15 protein-coding genes are annotated in these 14,880 nt (G+C 34.1%); 3 read left to right on the top strand and 12 right to left on the bottom strand.

Going from position 1 to position 14,880, the window contains the following annotated elements:
* Positions 1 to 27: 27 nt before the first annotated feature.
* The 12 genes from rpsR to CHAB381_RS01150 all read right to left on the bottom strand — a co-directional run bounded on the left by rpsR (position 28) and on the right by CHAB381_RS01150 (position 12,504).
* Positions 28 to 291: a 30S ribosomal protein S18 gene (gene rpsR / locus CHAB381_RS01205; protein WP_012108130.1), complete on the bottom strand. Its 264-nt coding sequence runs from the start codon at positions 289 to 291 to the stop codon at positions 28 to 30.
* A gap of 12 nt (positions 292 to 303) precedes the next feature.
* Positions 304 to 924 carry a single-stranded DNA-binding protein gene (locus tag CHAB381_RS01200; RefSeq protein WP_012108129.1) on the bottom strand — a complete coding sequence of 207 codons (621 nt, stop codon included), beginning with the start codon at positions 922 to 924 and terminating at the stop codon, positions 304 to 306.
* 9 nt (positions 925 to 933) lie between these two features.
* Complete coding sequence (gene rpsF, locus CHAB381_RS01195) at positions 934 to 1,371, bottom strand: 30S ribosomal protein S6 (RefSeq protein WP_012108128.1); 438 nt, start codon at positions 1,369 to 1,371, stop codon at positions 934 to 936.
* Positions 1,372 to 1,604: 233 nt separating this feature from the next.
* Entirely contained in the window at positions 1,605 to 2,708 is a 1,104-nt protein-coding gene (dapE, locus tag CHAB381_RS01190; protein ID WP_012108127.1) for a succinyl-diaminopimelate desuccinylase, read from the bottom strand.
* On the bottom strand, positions 2,709 to 3,308 hold the full coding sequence (locus CHAB381_RS01185; RefSeq protein WP_012108126.1) for a LysE family translocator: 600 nt from the start codon (positions 3,306 to 3,308) through the stop codon (positions 2,709 to 2,711).
* 139 nt (positions 3,309 to 3,447) lie between these two features.
* Positions 3,448 to 4,299 carry a universal stress protein gene (locus CHAB381_RS01180; protein ID WP_012108125.1) on the bottom strand — a complete coding sequence of 284 codons (852 nt, stop codon included), beginning with the start codon at positions 4,297 to 4,299 and terminating at the stop codon, positions 3,448 to 3,450.
* 11 nt (positions 4,300 to 4,310) lie between these two features.
* Positions 4,311 to 6,446, bottom strand: coding sequence for a polyribonucleotide nucleotidyltransferase (locus CHAB381_RS01175; protein ID WP_012108124.1), 2,136 nt, complete (start codon positions 6,444 to 6,446; stop codon positions 4,311 to 4,313).
* Entirely contained in the window at positions 6,443 to 7,126 is a 684-nt protein-coding gene (locus CHAB381_RS01170) for a phosphoribosyltransferase family protein (RefSeq protein ID WP_012108123.1), read from the bottom strand. The genes CHAB381_RS01175 and CHAB381_RS01170 overlap by 4 nt, the downstream gene beginning before the upstream one ends.
* On the bottom strand, positions 7,123 to 9,357 hold the full coding sequence (locus CHAB381_RS01165; protein WP_012108122.1) for an LPS-assembly protein LptD: 2,235 nt from the start codon (positions 9,355 to 9,357) through the stop codon (positions 7,123 to 7,125). The genes CHAB381_RS01170 and CHAB381_RS01165 overlap by 4 nt, the downstream gene beginning before the upstream one ends.
* On the bottom strand, positions 9,347 to 9,772 hold the full coding sequence (locus CHAB381_RS01160; protein WP_012108121.1) for an RDD family protein: 426 nt from the start codon (positions 9,770 to 9,772) through the stop codon (positions 9,347 to 9,349). The genes CHAB381_RS01165 and CHAB381_RS01160 overlap by 11 nt, the downstream gene beginning before the upstream one ends.
* Complete coding sequence (purD, locus tag CHAB381_RS01155; RefSeq protein ID WP_012108120.1) at positions 9,765 to 11,018, bottom strand: phosphoribosylamine--glycine ligase; 1,254 nt, start codon at positions 11,016 to 11,018, stop codon at positions 9,765 to 9,767. The genes CHAB381_RS01160 and purD overlap by 8 nt, the downstream gene beginning before the upstream one ends.
* 280 nt (positions 11,019 to 11,298) lie before the next feature.
* On the bottom strand, positions 11,299 to 12,504 hold the full coding sequence (locus CHAB381_RS01150) for an FprA family A-type flavoprotein (RefSeq protein WP_012108119.1): 1,206 nt from the start codon (positions 12,502 to 12,504) through the stop codon (positions 11,299 to 11,301).
* 115 nt (positions 12,505 to 12,619) lie between these two features.
* Between CHAB381_RS01150 and fabG the strand changes: the two genes are divergently transcribed.
* The 3 genes from fabG to CHAB381_RS01135 are packed head-to-tail and all read left to right on the top strand — an operon-like array spanning position 12,620 to position 14,879.
* Positions 12,620 to 13,363: a 3-oxoacyl-ACP reductase FabG gene (fabG, locus tag CHAB381_RS01145; RefSeq protein WP_012108118.1), complete on the top strand. Its 744-nt coding sequence runs from the start codon at positions 12,620 to 12,622 to the stop codon at positions 13,361 to 13,363.
* A gap of 52 nt (positions 13,364 to 13,415) precedes the next feature.
* Positions 13,416 to 13,655, top strand: coding sequence for an acyl carrier protein (gene acpP / locus CHAB381_RS01140; protein WP_012108117.1), 240 nt, complete (start codon positions 13,416 to 13,418; stop codon positions 13,653 to 13,655).
* Positions 13,656 to 13,664: 9 nt separating this feature from the next.
* Entirely contained in the window at positions 13,665 to 14,879 is a 1,215-nt protein-coding gene (locus CHAB381_RS01135) for a beta-ketoacyl-ACP synthase II (RefSeq protein ID WP_012108116.1), read from the top strand.
* Position 14,880: the final 1 nt, after the last annotated feature.

Below are 14,880 nucleotides of genomic sequence, written 5' to 3'. Positions count from 1 at the left end.
GGGGCGAAATGCCCCGAATTTAGAAATTTAGCCTAAAATTTCAAATGGATTTACGACTACATTGTCGCGATCAACTATGTAAGGTATAAGTGCAGCTTGGCGAGCGCGTTTGATCGCTTTTTCAACCATTTCTTGATATTTTTTGCTTGTACCTGTTAATCTTCTTGGCATAATTTTAAATCTTTCTGAAAGACAATACTTTAAAAGTGCTGTGTCTTTATAATCGATAAACTCAATTTTAGCTTCTGTAAATTTGCAATATTTGCGTGTATATTTTCTTTTATCTGCCATATTACTTTCCTTTTAAAATGGTAATTCCTCATCTATATCGGCATTTACGTCGATATCAGGAATCTTTTCTTCTTGCACATCATCTTTTTGAGGTGTATTGTTTGAAAAATTTGTTTTATTGTTGTTTTGGTTTGAATATCCAAAATTTGAGCCGCTATTACGATTTTGGTTAAAATTTTGATTATTATTTGAATTATGTCCGTTATAACCTTGATTTGAACCGTATCCGTTAAAGTTATTTTGAGAATTGAAATTTCCTCCGCCGAAATTTGAATTTTGATTACCGAAATTCCCGCCATTTTGCGAATTTTGCGGAGTTCCAAGCATTTCCATACTTTCTACATAAATGCTATGTTTGCTTCTGTTTTGCCCATTTTGGTCTTGCCATTGATCAAGCTTCAGTCTTCCTTCTATCAAGACTTTGCTTCCTTTATGCAAATATTGATTTGCAATTTCTGCGGTTTTACCCCAAAAATCAATATCAATGAAACAAGTTTCTTCTTTTTTTTCACCGTTTGAATTGTATTTACGAGTTACAGCTATTGCGGATTTACCGACTGCCGAACCGTTTTGTAAATATCTTAGCTCTATATCTCGTGTTAGATTTCCGACCAAAACTACTTTATTAAACATTTTCCACCCTTATTCTTCGCTAGTTATTTCTTCTTCGCTCTCTTTATTTTCTTCTTCGTCTTTTTTTACCGGTTCTTTTGGCGCTTTTCGTTCGTTTTTCTTCATATTCTCCGAAAGTTTTACGCCATGGCTTAATTTTTCCCAAGCTGAAATTTCTTTTTTATTCTCATATTTGATAGTCAAAAAACGAATAATATCTTCATTTATGCGCAAATTTCGCACAAGTTCAGCAATTAATTTTGTCGGTGCCGTGAAATAAATCACAAAATACACACCACGCTCATATTTGTCGATTTTATAAGCGAGTTTGCGTGTTCCCATCTCGACTACAGCGGCTATTTCTCCGCCATTCTTAGTAATGACTTCTTTTACGAAATCAACTTTTGTTTTTACTTCATCATCTTGCAAAGTAGGCTTAACGATGAATAAAACCTCGTAATGTTTCATATTTTCTCCTTATGGATTTTTAGCTTATGCTCTTTTGCACAAGCAAGGATTTTGCATAATGCAACTTATAATTTTACTGAAATCTTACTTAAATTTTTCTTTTAGGTACATTCTTAATTTTTTCGTCACTGTAAAATTTTTAAATACAACAATTTAATTTTATTTAATACTTCTAAAATTTTAAACGTTTTTAACGAAACAGGCCGTATTATAGACTGAAATTCATACAAAAATTAAAAATTTTCAATCAAATCTTTATAAATTTCAGTTAATTTTTGCACTTCATTTACACTTACCCGTTCATTTACAGCGTGCAATCTGTCGTTTATAACACCGAACTCGGCAACATCGACATTAAACTCGGCAAAATATCTTGCATCACTTGTGCCGCCGCCTGTAGTGAAAACAGGACAAACACCTGAAATTTTTTGCACGCTTTGGCTTAACTTTTGCACGATTTTTGAGTTTTTATCCGTCAAAAAGGGATTAGAGCTAACTTTTAAATTAAGATCAAAATCACAATCTTTATACAAATCGTTTATAAAATTTTTAATATCGTTTGCATCCGTTAAATTTGAGTTTCTTACATTAAACATAACACTGACATCGCTTGGCGTTACATTGCATACCTGCATACCGCCCCTGATATCAACAACCACAAGTTTGCTCGGTTCAAAAAAATCATTTCCGTTATCAAAATCATGTCCTGCAAAATTTGCAAATTTACTTGCCAAAATATGCACCGGATTTACGCATTTATTTGGATATGCTACGTGTCCTTGAATTCCGTTTATTCGTAAAATCCCATTTATAGAACCTCTTCTTCCGACCTTTATCGTATCGCCGAAAACGGTTTCACAAGTAGGTTCTCCGACAACCGCAAAATCAGGAAGTTCACCTCGAGATTGTAAAAATTTTAAAGCTTCACGCGTCCCAAAAACAGCATCTCCTTCTTCGTCGCTTGTAAGAAGCAGACTAATAGTGCCATTAAAATTTTGCACCCCGGAAACCGCACAAATCATCGAAGCTACGGCGCTTTTCATATCTTGTGCGCCGCGTGCATATATAAAACCGTCTTTTTGCAAAGGATCAAACGGATCGCTATCCCAACCGATTCCGGGTTTTACGACGTCAATATGACCTGCAAAGCAAATATGCACTCCAGGACCGAAAGTTTTTCGAAAAATCACGTTTTTAACGCCGTTTTTATCAATATTAATTTCTTCAAAATCGTTTAAAATCATTGAAATATAGTTAAAAGCGCCGTCATCATCAGGTGTAATGGATTGAAATTTCAAAAGCTCATTTAAAATTTCCATACTGTCAAAATGTCTCATTTAAGTCTCCCAAAATGTCCTAAATATAAGAATTATACTAAAAAATATCAAAATAAAAGCAGAAATATATGAAAAAAGATTTGCGATTTTTTCGCCTATAACTTTGCGTGCCTTGAAAATTACAAGCGGAAATAAACTAATCCAAAGAAAAATTCCTATTATCAGTCCAAACAATGTAAGTATAAAATTTCCGCCCATATAACTCAAAACAGCGGCACTACTTAACCAAAATGCTATCACATAAGGATTTGACAAATTTATAAGAAATCCTTTTACAAAAATACCGAATAAAGAAAAACTGTCCGTTTTTTGCGTTTTTATATTTGATTTTGAGTTTTTTAAAATCAATATTGCCATATAAGTCAAAAAAATTGCACCGAAAACAGCTAAAATTTTAAAGCCGGTCGGTGAATTAAGAAATTTCAATATGCCGAAACTTAAAAGCGTAAGATAAAGTGCATCCGCACCCATCGCTCCAAGTCCAAGAAAAAACGCTTTTTTATAACTTTTCAGCGCATATGACATTATTAAGATATTTACAGGTCCAATCGGCACACTAACACCTATTCCAAAAATAATTCCGCTTAATATTTCCTGCACTTTTTATTTCTTTTTATATATGACAAATTTTTAGCTAAAAATTTTAAAATTTCCACACTACAAAAGATTAAATTTTACAAGAATTGTAAAATTTTATAATCAGGCGAAGAAGTTATAAAATTTCATCGCCTTCAATTTTTTACATCATAACAGGAATTTTTGTATTTTGTAGAAAATAATGCGCGGTTCCACTTAGAAAAACTTCGCGTATGCCATTATCATCACTCATTCCAGCAACTATCAAATCAAAATTTCCGTTTTCCGCGTTTTCCAATAAAATTTGGCCAGGAACCTTTCCTTTTGCATCTACTGTATCGAAAGTAGCTTTTATTCCATGTAAATCCAAGTAATTATCGATTCTTCCTATTGTTTCTGCTTCGCTTTCTTGTAAATAGTGTCTTGCGGTTATACAATGTACTTTTTTTGCTTTTTTAAGCAAATCTAGAGAGTGTCCAAGCGCCCTTGAACTTTCCGCGCTTCCTGTTAAAGCAACTAAAATTTTTTCTGCTTTAAACTCTTCTAAAACACGCGGAATTACGATAGCCGGACGCCCGCTTTTTACGACTGTCGCCTCAAAAGTTCCGGTAATTTTACCTGTTGTAGGCACTGCCGCTATAACCATGTCAGAATATCGCGAATGTTTTTGCACCAAATCGGAACGATTGCCTATAAGATTTCTTAAAAAAGCGGAATTAGGCACACTTTGATCTTCGCTTACTATAATTCCAAGCTTTTCGCACTCTTCACACACAATTCTCAGATTGTTTTGTTGTTCTTCTATTAATTCTTCTTCCGCCGTGCGCAAAAACTCGTCAAATAAAATACCGCCACGAAGCGTCATTCGCACATTATAAACAGTAGCGGGATCCAGTTGGCAAGCTAAAATACTTAAATGAGTTCCAAAAAATTTATTTACCAAAAGCGCTCCTCTAATGCGCTCTCTTAACTCTTCGCCTGCACCTATAGGAAAAAAAAGCTTTTTTAACTCCATTTTTTTACTCCTTATTCACAAAGTTCTAATGAAATTTTACCACGTTTTATCTCTTCTACTTTTACACGTAAAGTATCACCTTCGCTAAGCTGTGTTTTTATTTTTGATACATGCAAAAGTCCGTCAATACCATCTTTTAAACTTATAAATGCGCCAAAATCCATAATCTTTTTCACAACTCCATCAAATTCTTCTCCGACTTGAAAATTTGAAGTTTCTTTTCTTTCGTGATGATGACCGAATTTTGAGCCTTTTTTGAAATCATTTGATTTTTTTACGATATTTAAAATATCGGATTTAGCGTTTTCCACATTTATTTTATTTGCACCTTGAATTTTAACTTCGCCGCTATCACGTTCCAAATCGATACTGACTTCATATTTATCAATAAGTTCTTTAATGGTTTTTCCGCCTTGTCCTATAATATCTACCATTTTATTCGGATCTACACCGAAAATTTCAATTTTAGGTAGAATTTCTTCATTTATAATTATATCGTCATTTGCGACTTCCATTAAATTTAATATATAATTTCTTCCATCTTTGGCTTGATTTAGCGCTTCTCTTAAAATTTCAAGGCTGATTCCACCAAGCTTTATATCCATTTGAAGCGCTGTAATTCCTTCTCTAGTACCGGCAACTTTAAAATCCATATCGCCGTCATGGTCTTCAAGTCCCATAATATCCGTTAAAATCGCATGTTTATCATCTTCAAAAATTAAGCCCATAGCAACTCCTGCTACAAGTTTTAAAGTAGAAACTCCAGCAGCCCTTAAAGATAAAGATCCGCCACAAACGCTTGCCATAGAACTACTTCCGTTACTTTCCAAAATTTCACTTACAGTTCTTATAACTTGAGGATTATTCAAAGGCACACTAGGAGTTAAGGCTCTTTTTGCCAAATTTCCATGTCCTAATTCACGACGTCCCGGACTTTTTAAAGGACTTGCTTCCCCGACGCAAAATCCAGGAAAATTATATTGGAACATAAATCTTTCGCTAATCGGTGTATTTGAAGTCAGGCTATCGCTTACTTGCGCGTCTGTTTCGCCGCCCAATGTCGTAACAACCAAAGCTTGAGTTTGTCCGCGCGTAAAAAGACAACTTCCATGCGCATTAGGTAAAATATTTGTTTCTATCGAAATCGGGCGAATTTCATCCAAAGCTCTACCATCAGCGCGTCTGCGTTCATTTATAATTTGACTTCTTATAATTTTTCGTTTAAACTTTCCTATAATATTTGAAACTACATTTTTTTGCCATTCGTTTTGAATTGCAGTTTCGCTTTGCATAATTTTATTTACGATTTTATCAAGCTCGGTTGCTCGCTCGCTTTTTGCCATTTGATTTATCGCTGCTTGCACATCGCTTGTAAAATTTTGTTCTATGAAATTTGCGATATTTTCATCTTCCACTTCAGGCTTATACTCTAAAGCGGCATCCGGCTTTTTGAGCGCTGAAAATGTATTTTCATAAGCTGTAGAACCTGCTAAAATAGCCTTTGAAGCAAAATCTATGGCTTCTACCATTTTATCTTCGCTAAATTCGTTCATATTTTGATTTTCACCGTTCATGTTCGGCAAAGAACGCATCTCAATCATCAGCATTTCATCTTTTACGCCTGCTACATATAAATCAAGCGCTGAATTTTGGAGTTCCGAATTTGTAGGATTTATAACAAAACTATCATTTATGTAACCGACGCGAACGCCGCAAACCGGAGCTTTCATAGGAATATCACTTAAATAAAGCGCTACACTTGCCGCATTTAATCCTACAACCTGCAAATCGATTTCAGGATCTGCAGAAAGCACAAAAACTACGATTTGAGTAGGATAAGCATAGCCTTTTGGAAAAAGTGGACGAAGTGAGCGATCTATTATACGCGAAGTTAATGTTTCAAAATCTCCAGGTTTTGTCTCTCTTTTTATATAACCGCCCGGAATTCTGCCTGCAGCGTATTGTTTTTCTATATATTGCACCGTTAGCGGTAAAAAATCTTCTTCCACTTGAGTGTTTTCTCTTGCAACAGTTGCCAAAACCACCGTATTTTTTACTTTCATCAAACAAGCACCGGCTGCCTGCTTAGCAACTTTATTAATCTCAAAAATTTCTACATTGTTGTTTACTTCCACTGCATATTTCATACTTTTTCTCCTTCTTTTTTAAGTGGTAAATAATATGGACTCTCTTCCAAAATCGACATAATAATATCTGATTTCGGCTCAATTTTATCCTTATAATAAAAATCTACATCGACAAAATTTGAAATAGAATGCACGGCGTAAATTTCATCAACTAAAAACCCTAAATTTTGTTTGACATCACTTGCTATAAGCGGCGTAGCGTAAGTTATCGTTTTTGCGCCAAGATGTGTTAGCGACTTTATACAAGTAAGAGCTGTAATTTCACTGTCGCAACCATCATCAATCAAAATTATATTTTTATTCTTTAATTTTTCTAAAAGTTTTCCTTTTCTAAATTTATATATGTTTTTTAAAATCGTCTCTTCATATTTTCGCTTACTTTCACCATAAATAAAATCCAAGTTTATGCCGAACGCATCTATAAGTTCATTGACCACTACTATTTCTTCCGTTTCACTGACGCAGGCAATAGCACATTCCGCATTATTCGGTGCATAAATCGTATCGGTAAATAAAATTTCATAACCAAGCTTTAAATTTCTTGCAATATTATCTACTAAAATTACGGATTCAAGAGATATGCAAACTAAAAGAGCATTATCAAATTTAGGTAAAATTTCAAGCAATTGAGTGCTTGCATCAAGTTGATTTTCAAACATCAATTTTTCGCGTTCTATCATTTACCCTCCGTATAATCCGTATCTTTTGAATAATCATATCCTACCCCGCCGAACGGATAGAAATTTACAAAAAAGTAAACTGCCCGCTCTTTGCTTGCTTTTTCATAATTTCTAAGACTTGAGGTTTTAGGTTCGATATCTTCCTGATAAACAATTGAGTAATTCCAACATTTGCGGTTATGAGTAAGTCCTAAACGCCACATTTTTGAATAATCTCTAAGCAAGTCGTATTCATAAACGCCAAAAATTTCATAATACTTAGGAAGTTTTAGGGCGGCATTAAAAATTAAATAATTATCTTTATTATATCTGCTTGCATCATCATTTAATTTTTCGTACTCGTAAGTATGACTCATATAAGCTGAAAACGCGCTATTATTATAATTTGCATATGTTTGCACTTTATCAAAACTATGAAATTTTTGTGAATATGTAAAACGGTTTCCTATATTAAAATTGCCCAAATATAAATCAACCCTGTGATCTAAAGGACCGAATTCATCATCTTCAAGATTATAGCGTTGTTTTACAGCATGGCGTAAAAATTTTTTACCGTTTCCATCATAAAAATATTGTGTAAATTTGCCGGCTAAATTACTGTTTGTATATTCATCGCTAAGTTCATTGATAAAATTATCTTCATAATATAAATTGTCTTGTAAATTTTCCAATCGCGCAATATTTAAATTTCCGTTCTTTTTATCATATTTATATCTATAATCTTTTAAAATTCTATCATTTAAATCGCTGCTTTTATAACCTGCTATCAATAAATCGGTGCCGAAATTCATCGTATGGTAAAGGCTGCCGTAAGCTTTTGCCAAATCCGTTGAAAGAGAAAACAGATGATAATTATTGACATAATCGGAACTCTTATCTTCAAAAAATTCTCCGCCGAAATAACGATAATTATCGCTCCAATCGATATGTGTAGCATATAAATCCTCAGTAAAACTGAAATTTAAATAATCGCCCAAAAGTTGTTTTGAAAAACTGATAGGAACATTTAACTCATATTGATTTGCATTTACACCTTCTTTTCTTATGTAATTATGGAATTTTGTATCAACCGAATAAATTAAATTAGGCAAAATTATATTATCCGCAAATTTATGATATTGAAATGTCGGAATTTCTTGAACGGTATCATCATTTTGAAATACATTTCCTCTATTTAACTTGCTTGTATCTATATAATATCTGGCATACGTACCGAAATAATGATCATCGTTAGTCAAATAATAATTTAAACGCGAAGTTACAAGAGAATTTTCGCTATCATCATAACCGTTTTTTTGTGATAGATCAAAATATTCCAAATCATTCAATTGAGTAAAATTAATCCATAAATTTTCTTTAAAATCACCTTGTTTTAAATATCCGATGAGTTTGCTTCTATCATATTCAACTTCAAAACCGTAATGTTTTTTGTCTTTTAATTCAAGCCTTTTTTGATGTCTTTCTTTATTTTCAAAAATACCGCTTCTGATTTCCCCGTTTGAATACGGCGAATCTGCAAAACGAAAAATTCCGTAAATTCCAACTCCTCTGCGTGAGCGAATTTGCGGATCAAGCTCAAAATCCCAGCTATCATAAGGTGCAAAATAAACCGGCTGTTTATAATAAAATCCTTCGTCACTCATATATCCCATTTCAGGTATCAAAAGTCCGGTTCTACGGGTAGTATCAGTAGGAAATCCAAAATACGGCAAATATAAAATCGGCACGTCTCCTACATAAAATACAGGATTAAAAAGATGTAAAAATTTACTTTCTTTATTAAGTTTTCCGCTTGTGAAGTTTATATGCCAATCAGGATCGACTACATTGCAACTTGATACGATAGAACCTTTCGTGCGGTAATAATCCTTATCGGCGCAACTTTTATCATTTTGCATCCAAAGTTCGGCATCCTTATCCATCATAAAATTTGCATTTGCCTCTTGAGTGTTGTTTTTAAGATCTATTTTTACGTAATTTGCTCTGCTTGTTTCATTTAAATTTCGCATAGAATTTACATTTCCAAAAAATTCTGCGATTTGTTTTTTTTCATCATAAATCGCTTTATCGGCCGTAATAAAATAATCTTGTGAATAAAGAATAACATTTCCACTAGCTTCTATAATGTCGCCGTTTTTTGTGACATCATCCGCCATAAGCTCTACATTTTGGACTTTTGCTAACAATAAAGTAGCAAAAACAGCCAAAAATATAAAAATTTTACTCAACATTTACTACCAGCGTTTTTGCAACTTTATCTTGCCAGGTTTGTTTATATGGATCAAAAAGCGCCCAAACAAAACCTATATAAAATAAAAATTCGCTTAAAATTCTAACCGTAGCACGAAGTAAGGCAGCTGAAAAATTCATATTTCCATCCACGCATACACAACGAATTTTGCACAAATATTTGCCTAAAGTCGCTCCGAATTTGTATATAAAAAATGTGTGATAAATCGTTTTTATTAAATAATATTGAAAACTAAGCGCTGAAATCGTAGCAATCATTGCTTCTTTGCTTGGAGCGCCGAATAACTCTTTGCTGTAAATTGCAAAAAATAAAAAGCTCATCAATAATTCGTCAATACCGAATGAAATTATGCGTTTCGCATTGCTTGCAATAGTAAAATTCTGCTCTTTAAGCATTTTTTAGTGCCTGATAAGCTATATCTTTTCGAAATTTAGCACCCTTAAAATGAACATTGTCACAAAGTTTGTAAGCCAAATCCCTTGCTTCTTTAATTGTCTTTGCTACGCCCACATTAACAAGAACACGTCCGCCTGAAGCTTGCAAATTTTCTCCGTTTTTGCTGACACCGGCATAGCAAATATGAGTATTTGCAGGAATTTTATCGACTTTTATTCCCTCTGGCTCGCTTTTTGAATACGGATAGTTTTTGCTTGCCATTACAACACCGACTGCAAATTCATCTTTTAATTTGAATTTTTCAAGCTTACCGTCACTTGCATTTTTCAAAATTTCAGCCAAATTTCCGTCTATCAAAGGCATCAAAACTTCACACTCCGGATCGCCGAAACGCACGTTATATTCAAGCACATAAGGCTCGTTTTTAACAATCATAAGTCCTACAAAAAGCACACCGCAAAACGAATTTCCCTCATTTGCCATACCATTAACAGTAGGACGAACGATTTCATTTTCTATTTTTTTAATTAAATCTTTGTTTGCTAACGGACTTGGCGCATAGGCACCCATTCCGCCTGTATTCGGACCTTCATCGCCATCATTTAATTTTTTATGATCTTGAGCGACAGGCAAACTTACAAAATTTTTACCGTCACAAATTGCAAAAAAGCTAAGCTCAAAACCGTCTAAAAATTCCTCTATAACGACTTTTTTACCGGCCTCTCCAAAACTTTTTCCACTAAGCATTTCAATAGCCGCTTTTTTAGCTTCATCTTTTGTTTTGGCTATTATAACGCCTTTTCCTGCACAAAGCCCGTCAGCTTTTACTACAATAGGCGTTTCAAGAGTTTCTATAAATTTTGAAATTTCATTAAAATCGCTGCTATTTAGATATTTTGCTGTTTTGATTTTATTTCTGTGCAAAAAATCTTTCATAAAAACTTTACTTCCTTCAAGCTTTGCAGCATTTTTATCAGGTCCGAAAATTCGCAAATTTTTAGATTTAAATACATCTACAATTCCGTCTGTAAGCGGTGCTTCAGGTCCTACAATTGTTAAATCTATACTATTTTTTTTAGCGAAATTTGCAAGTTCATCGAAATCTTTTATATCAATATTTTCACCGATTTGACCGGTTGCACCGTTTCCAGGAGCAAAATAAATACGCTCTACACCGCTATCTTGTGAAATTCTGCGAGCTATAGCAAATTCTCTACCACCGCTTCCTACTATTAAAATTTTCAATTTTACTCCTTAAAACCCAAGTGAGCGGTGCGTAAAAAGAATCGGCCCGAAAAAGCCAATCTTGCAGTTAGGAAATTTTATCAGGTCGCAACCAATAACTCGGCCACGTCGCACAAAAATCTCACATCACCGCCTATACTTAAATGTTGGACCCTCATAAAAACGCTGTCGCTTCACCCAGGCAGATAAAATTATATAAAATTTTTGCTTAAATCTCAAATTTTATTTTTAAATATAAAATTTTTGAAATAATGTAAAATCTTTTTAAAAAATTTTAAAATTATGCCAAAACGCGTTTCGCCATCTCTTCGGCTAATGTTTTGCAATGTTGCAAATCATCATAACTTGGTGAACAGTGCGCTTCAACAGGCATATCTATAAAATCGAACTCGGTGTTGTTTTTCGCAAATTCCAATAGATTTTTAACTCCACCGCCGCTCCATGCGTAAGTTCCAAAAATTCCCAAAATATGATTTTTCATTTTGTGTGTGGAAATTAGTGAAATTAACTCCTGCATTACAGGAAACAGAGCATTATTATAAGATGCGCTTCCTAAAAACAGACCTTTATTCAGCCAAATATGAGTAAAAATATATGAAACATGAGTTTTTGAAACGTCAAAAAGACGAACATCTCTTACGCCATTTTTTGAAAGTGTATTTGCTAAATAATCGGCCATTTTTTCAGTATTTCCATACATTGTGCCGTAGGCGATTACAACGCCGTTTTTCGTGCGACAATTTGCCAAATCATCATAAAATTTTACTATTTTTTCCGGATTACTTCGCCAAACAATACCATGCACAGGGCAAATTGTTTTAATTTCAAGATTTTCAAGTTTTTTAGTTGCACGTAAAATTTGAGAGGCAAATTTTCCGACTACATTTGTAAAATATCTTGCCCTTTCAAATTCTCGCGCCGTATAATCAATCTCGTCATCAAAAATTCCACCGTCGATCGTGCCGAATCCGCCGTAAAGATCTTGCGAAAAAAGTGTTTTGCTCTCTTTATAATAAGTTACCATGGATTCAGGCCAATGAGCCATCGGCGTTTTATAAAAAGTTAATGCAAAATTTCCGAATTTGTGTGTTTCGCCTTCGCCTACTTCTATAAAATTCTCGCTTATATCAAGTTTATAAAACCCTTTTATAAACTCGGCGGTTTTGGAATTTCCTACAAGTTTCATTTTTGGAAATACATTTAAAAGAAGACTGATTGAACTTGAATGATCAGGTTCCATATGATTTATAATAAGATAATCAATCGTTCCATCCTGTCCGATGACTGAGCGAATTTTACTAAGATACAGTTCAAAACAGCTCGCATGAACAGGATCTATTAAAATATTTTTTTCGCCTTTTAATAAATAAGAGTTATAACTGATTCCGTTTTCAAGCGGCCACATATTTTCAAAAAGACCGGTATGGCGATCATTTACACCGACATAAAATAAATTTTTTTGAATTTCTATTGTAGAAAATTCCATTTTTCGCATCCTTTTTTTTGTAAAATTTTATCGAAATTTTACAAAAAAATAATTATTTTTCAAAATTTACAATTTTTTTGTAAAATAGATTTTCAAAATTTTAAAAAGGATAATTATGAAATTTAGCGGAAATAATGTTTTGGTTACAGGCGGAAGTCGCGGAATCGGAGCTGAAATTTGTAAAACACTTGCAAATTTCGGATTGAAAGTATGGATAAATTATCGCTCAAAACCTGAAGTTGCGGACGCTCTAAAGGATGAAATAGAAAAAAACGGTGGAAATGCCGCTGTAATAAAATTTGACGCTACAAATGAAACGGAATTTATTGAAGCGATAAATCTCATCGTGCAAACCGACGGAGAACTTAGCTATTTGGTAAATAATGCAGGAATAACAAATGATAAATTGGCTCTTCGCATGAAAACCGAGGACTTCACATCCGTAATAAATGCAAATCTTACATCGGCTTTTATAGGTTGCAGAGAAGCTTTAAAAGCAATGAGTAAAAAAAGATTCGGTGCAGTTGTGAATATAGCTTCAATTGTCGGCGAAACCGGAAATGCCGGTCAAGTAAATTATGCGGCAAGTAAAGGCGGAATGATAGCTATGAGTAAAAGCTTTGCAAAAGAAGCGGCTAGCAGAAATGTAAGATTTAACTGCGTTACACCCGGTTTCATAGAAACAAAAATGACTGAAATTTTAAACGATGAAATTAAAAAAACTTATGAAGCCAATATCCCGCTTAAAAAATTCGGTACTCCAAATGATGTCGCAAACGGCGTAGCATTTTTGTTAAGCGATTACGCAAGTTATATTACAGGCGAGGTTTTAAAGATTAACGGCGGACTTTATATGTAAATTTTAAGATTAAATATTGTAAAATTAAAAGATTTTTTTAAAGGAGAAAAAAATGGAAGTTTTTGAAGAAGTAAGAGATGTAGTTGTAGAGCAACTAAGTGTAGCGCCTGATGCTGTGAAAATTGATTCTAAAATCATTGAAGATCTTGGTGCGGATTCTCTTGACGTAGTTGAGCTTGTAATGGCTTTGGAAGAAAAATTCGGTATAGAAATTCCAGATAGCGAGGCTGAAAAATTAATTAGTATTAAAGATGTCGTAACTTATATTGAAAATTTGAATAAAAATAAATAAGGATAAATTTTGAAACGCATCGTAATTACCGGTATGGGAATGATTACTTCTTTGGGGCTTGACAAAGAGTCTAGTTTTGAGAATATTTGTGCCGGAAAAACCGGTATAAAAAAGATTTCTTATTTTGATACGACCGATTTTTCCGTAAAAATTGCAGGCGAAATTGAAGGATTTAATCCCGCTGATGTCGTTGATGACGGAAAAGAAATTAAAAAAATGGATAGATTTATCCAACTCGGCCTGAAAGCTACAATAGATGCGATGCGAGATGCAAATTTCAGTGAATTTAATGAAGATGAATTTGGTGTGGTTTCTGCTGCCGGCATTGGCGGGTTGCCGAATATCGAAACAAATTCTCTTGCTTGCAAAGAAAAAGGTCCAAGAAGAGTTTCGCCTTTTTTTATTCCTTCAGCTCTTGTAAATATGCTTGGCGGAGTAATTTCTATAAAATTTGGTCTTAAAGGTCCGAATTTAGCCAGTGTAACAGCCTGTGCGGCTTCTACTCATGCAATTTGCGAAGCTGCAAAATGCATAATGGTGGGCGAAAGTTCTAAAATGCTTGTAGTAGGTGCGGAATCAACTATCTGTCCTATTGGCATTTCAGGATTTGCTTCTATGAGAGCGCTTTCTACAAGAAATGATGATCCGCTTCATGCTTCAAGACCGTTTGACGGCGAAAGAGATGGTTTTGTAATGGGTGAAGGCAGCGCGGCTTTGGTTTTGGAAACTTACGAAGACGCAGTTGCAAGAGGAGCTAAAATTTATGGCGAAATAGCCGGTTTCGGAGAAAGTGGAGACGCTTATCATATTACATCACCGTCTATGGATGGACCATATAGAGCGATGAAAAAAGCTTATGAAATGGCAGGAAAACCAAAAATAGACTATATAAATGCGCATGGAACTTCTACACCGGCAAACGATAAAAATGAAACCGGTGCATTAAAAATGCTTTTTGCGGACAATGTTCCACCTGTCAGCTCAACAAAAGGACAAACCGGACATTGCCTTGGTGCAGCCGGTGCAATAGAAGCTGTTATTTGTCTTATGTCTATGCAAAAAGGAATTTTGCCTCCAACTATAAATCAATTTGTAAAAGATGAAGAGTGTGATTTGGATTATATTCCAAATGTTGCAAGAAAAAGCGAAATAAATTATGTTATGAGTAATTCTTTCGGTTTTGGCGGAACAAACGGCTCTATTATTTTCAAAAAAGTGAAATAAA

This window comes from Campylobacter hominis ATCC BAA-381, assembly GCF_000017585.1.
In the GTDB taxonomy this organism is placed as follows: Bacteria; Campylobacterota; Campylobacteria; order Campylobacterales; family Campylobacteraceae; genus Campylobacter_B; species Campylobacter_B hominis.
This window is presented reverse-complemented; position numbering and strand designations above follow the sequence as displayed.

Bases quoted from the DNA above. Each gene is read 5' to 3' on its own strand.
- CHAB381_RS01165 (WP_012108122.1), bottom strand. From the start codon at position 9,357: ATGTTGAGTAAAATTTTTATATTTTTGGCTGTTTTTGCTACTTTATTG.
- rpsF (WP_012108128.1), bottom strand. From the start codon at position 1,371: ATGAAACATTACGAGGTTTTATTCATCGTTAAGCCTACTTTGCAAGAT.
- CHAB381_RS01150 (WP_012108119.1), bottom strand. From the start codon at position 12,504: ATGGAATTTTCTACAATAGAAATTCAAAAAAATTTATTTTATGTCGGT.
- rpsR (WP_012108130.1), bottom strand. From the start codon at position 291: ATGGCAGATAAAAGAAAATATACACGCAAATATTGCAAATTTACAGAA.
- acpP (WP_012108117.1), top strand. From the start codon at position 13,416: ATGGAAGTTTTTGAAGAAGTAAGAGATGTAGTTGTAGAGCAACTAAGT.
- CHAB381_RS01200 (WP_012108129.1), bottom strand. From the start codon at position 924: ATGTTTAATAAAGTAGTTTTGGTCGGAAATCTAACACGAGATATAGAG.
- CHAB381_RS01170 (WP_012108123.1), bottom strand. From the start codon at position 7,126: ATGATAGAACGCGAAAAATTGATGTTTGAAAATCAACTTGATGCAAGC.
- fabG (WP_012108118.1), top strand. From the start codon at position 12,620: ATGAAATTTAGCGGAAATAATGTTTTGGTTACAGGCGGAAGTCGCGGA.
- CHAB381_RS01180 (WP_012108125.1), bottom strand. From the start codon at position 4,299: ATGGAGTTAAAAAAGCTTTTTTTTCCTATAGGTGCAGGCGAAGAGTTA.
- dapE (WP_012108127.1), bottom strand. From the start codon at position 2,708: ATGAGACATTTTGACAGTATGGAAATTTTAAATGAGCTTTTGAAATTT.
- CHAB381_RS01175 (WP_012108124.1), bottom strand. From the start codon at position 6,446: ATGAAATATGCAGTGGAAGTAAACAACAATGTAGAAATTTTTGAGATT.
- CHAB381_RS01160 (WP_012108121.1), bottom strand. From the start codon at position 9,772: ATGCTTAAAGAGCAGAATTTTACTATTGCAAGCAATGCGAAACGCATA.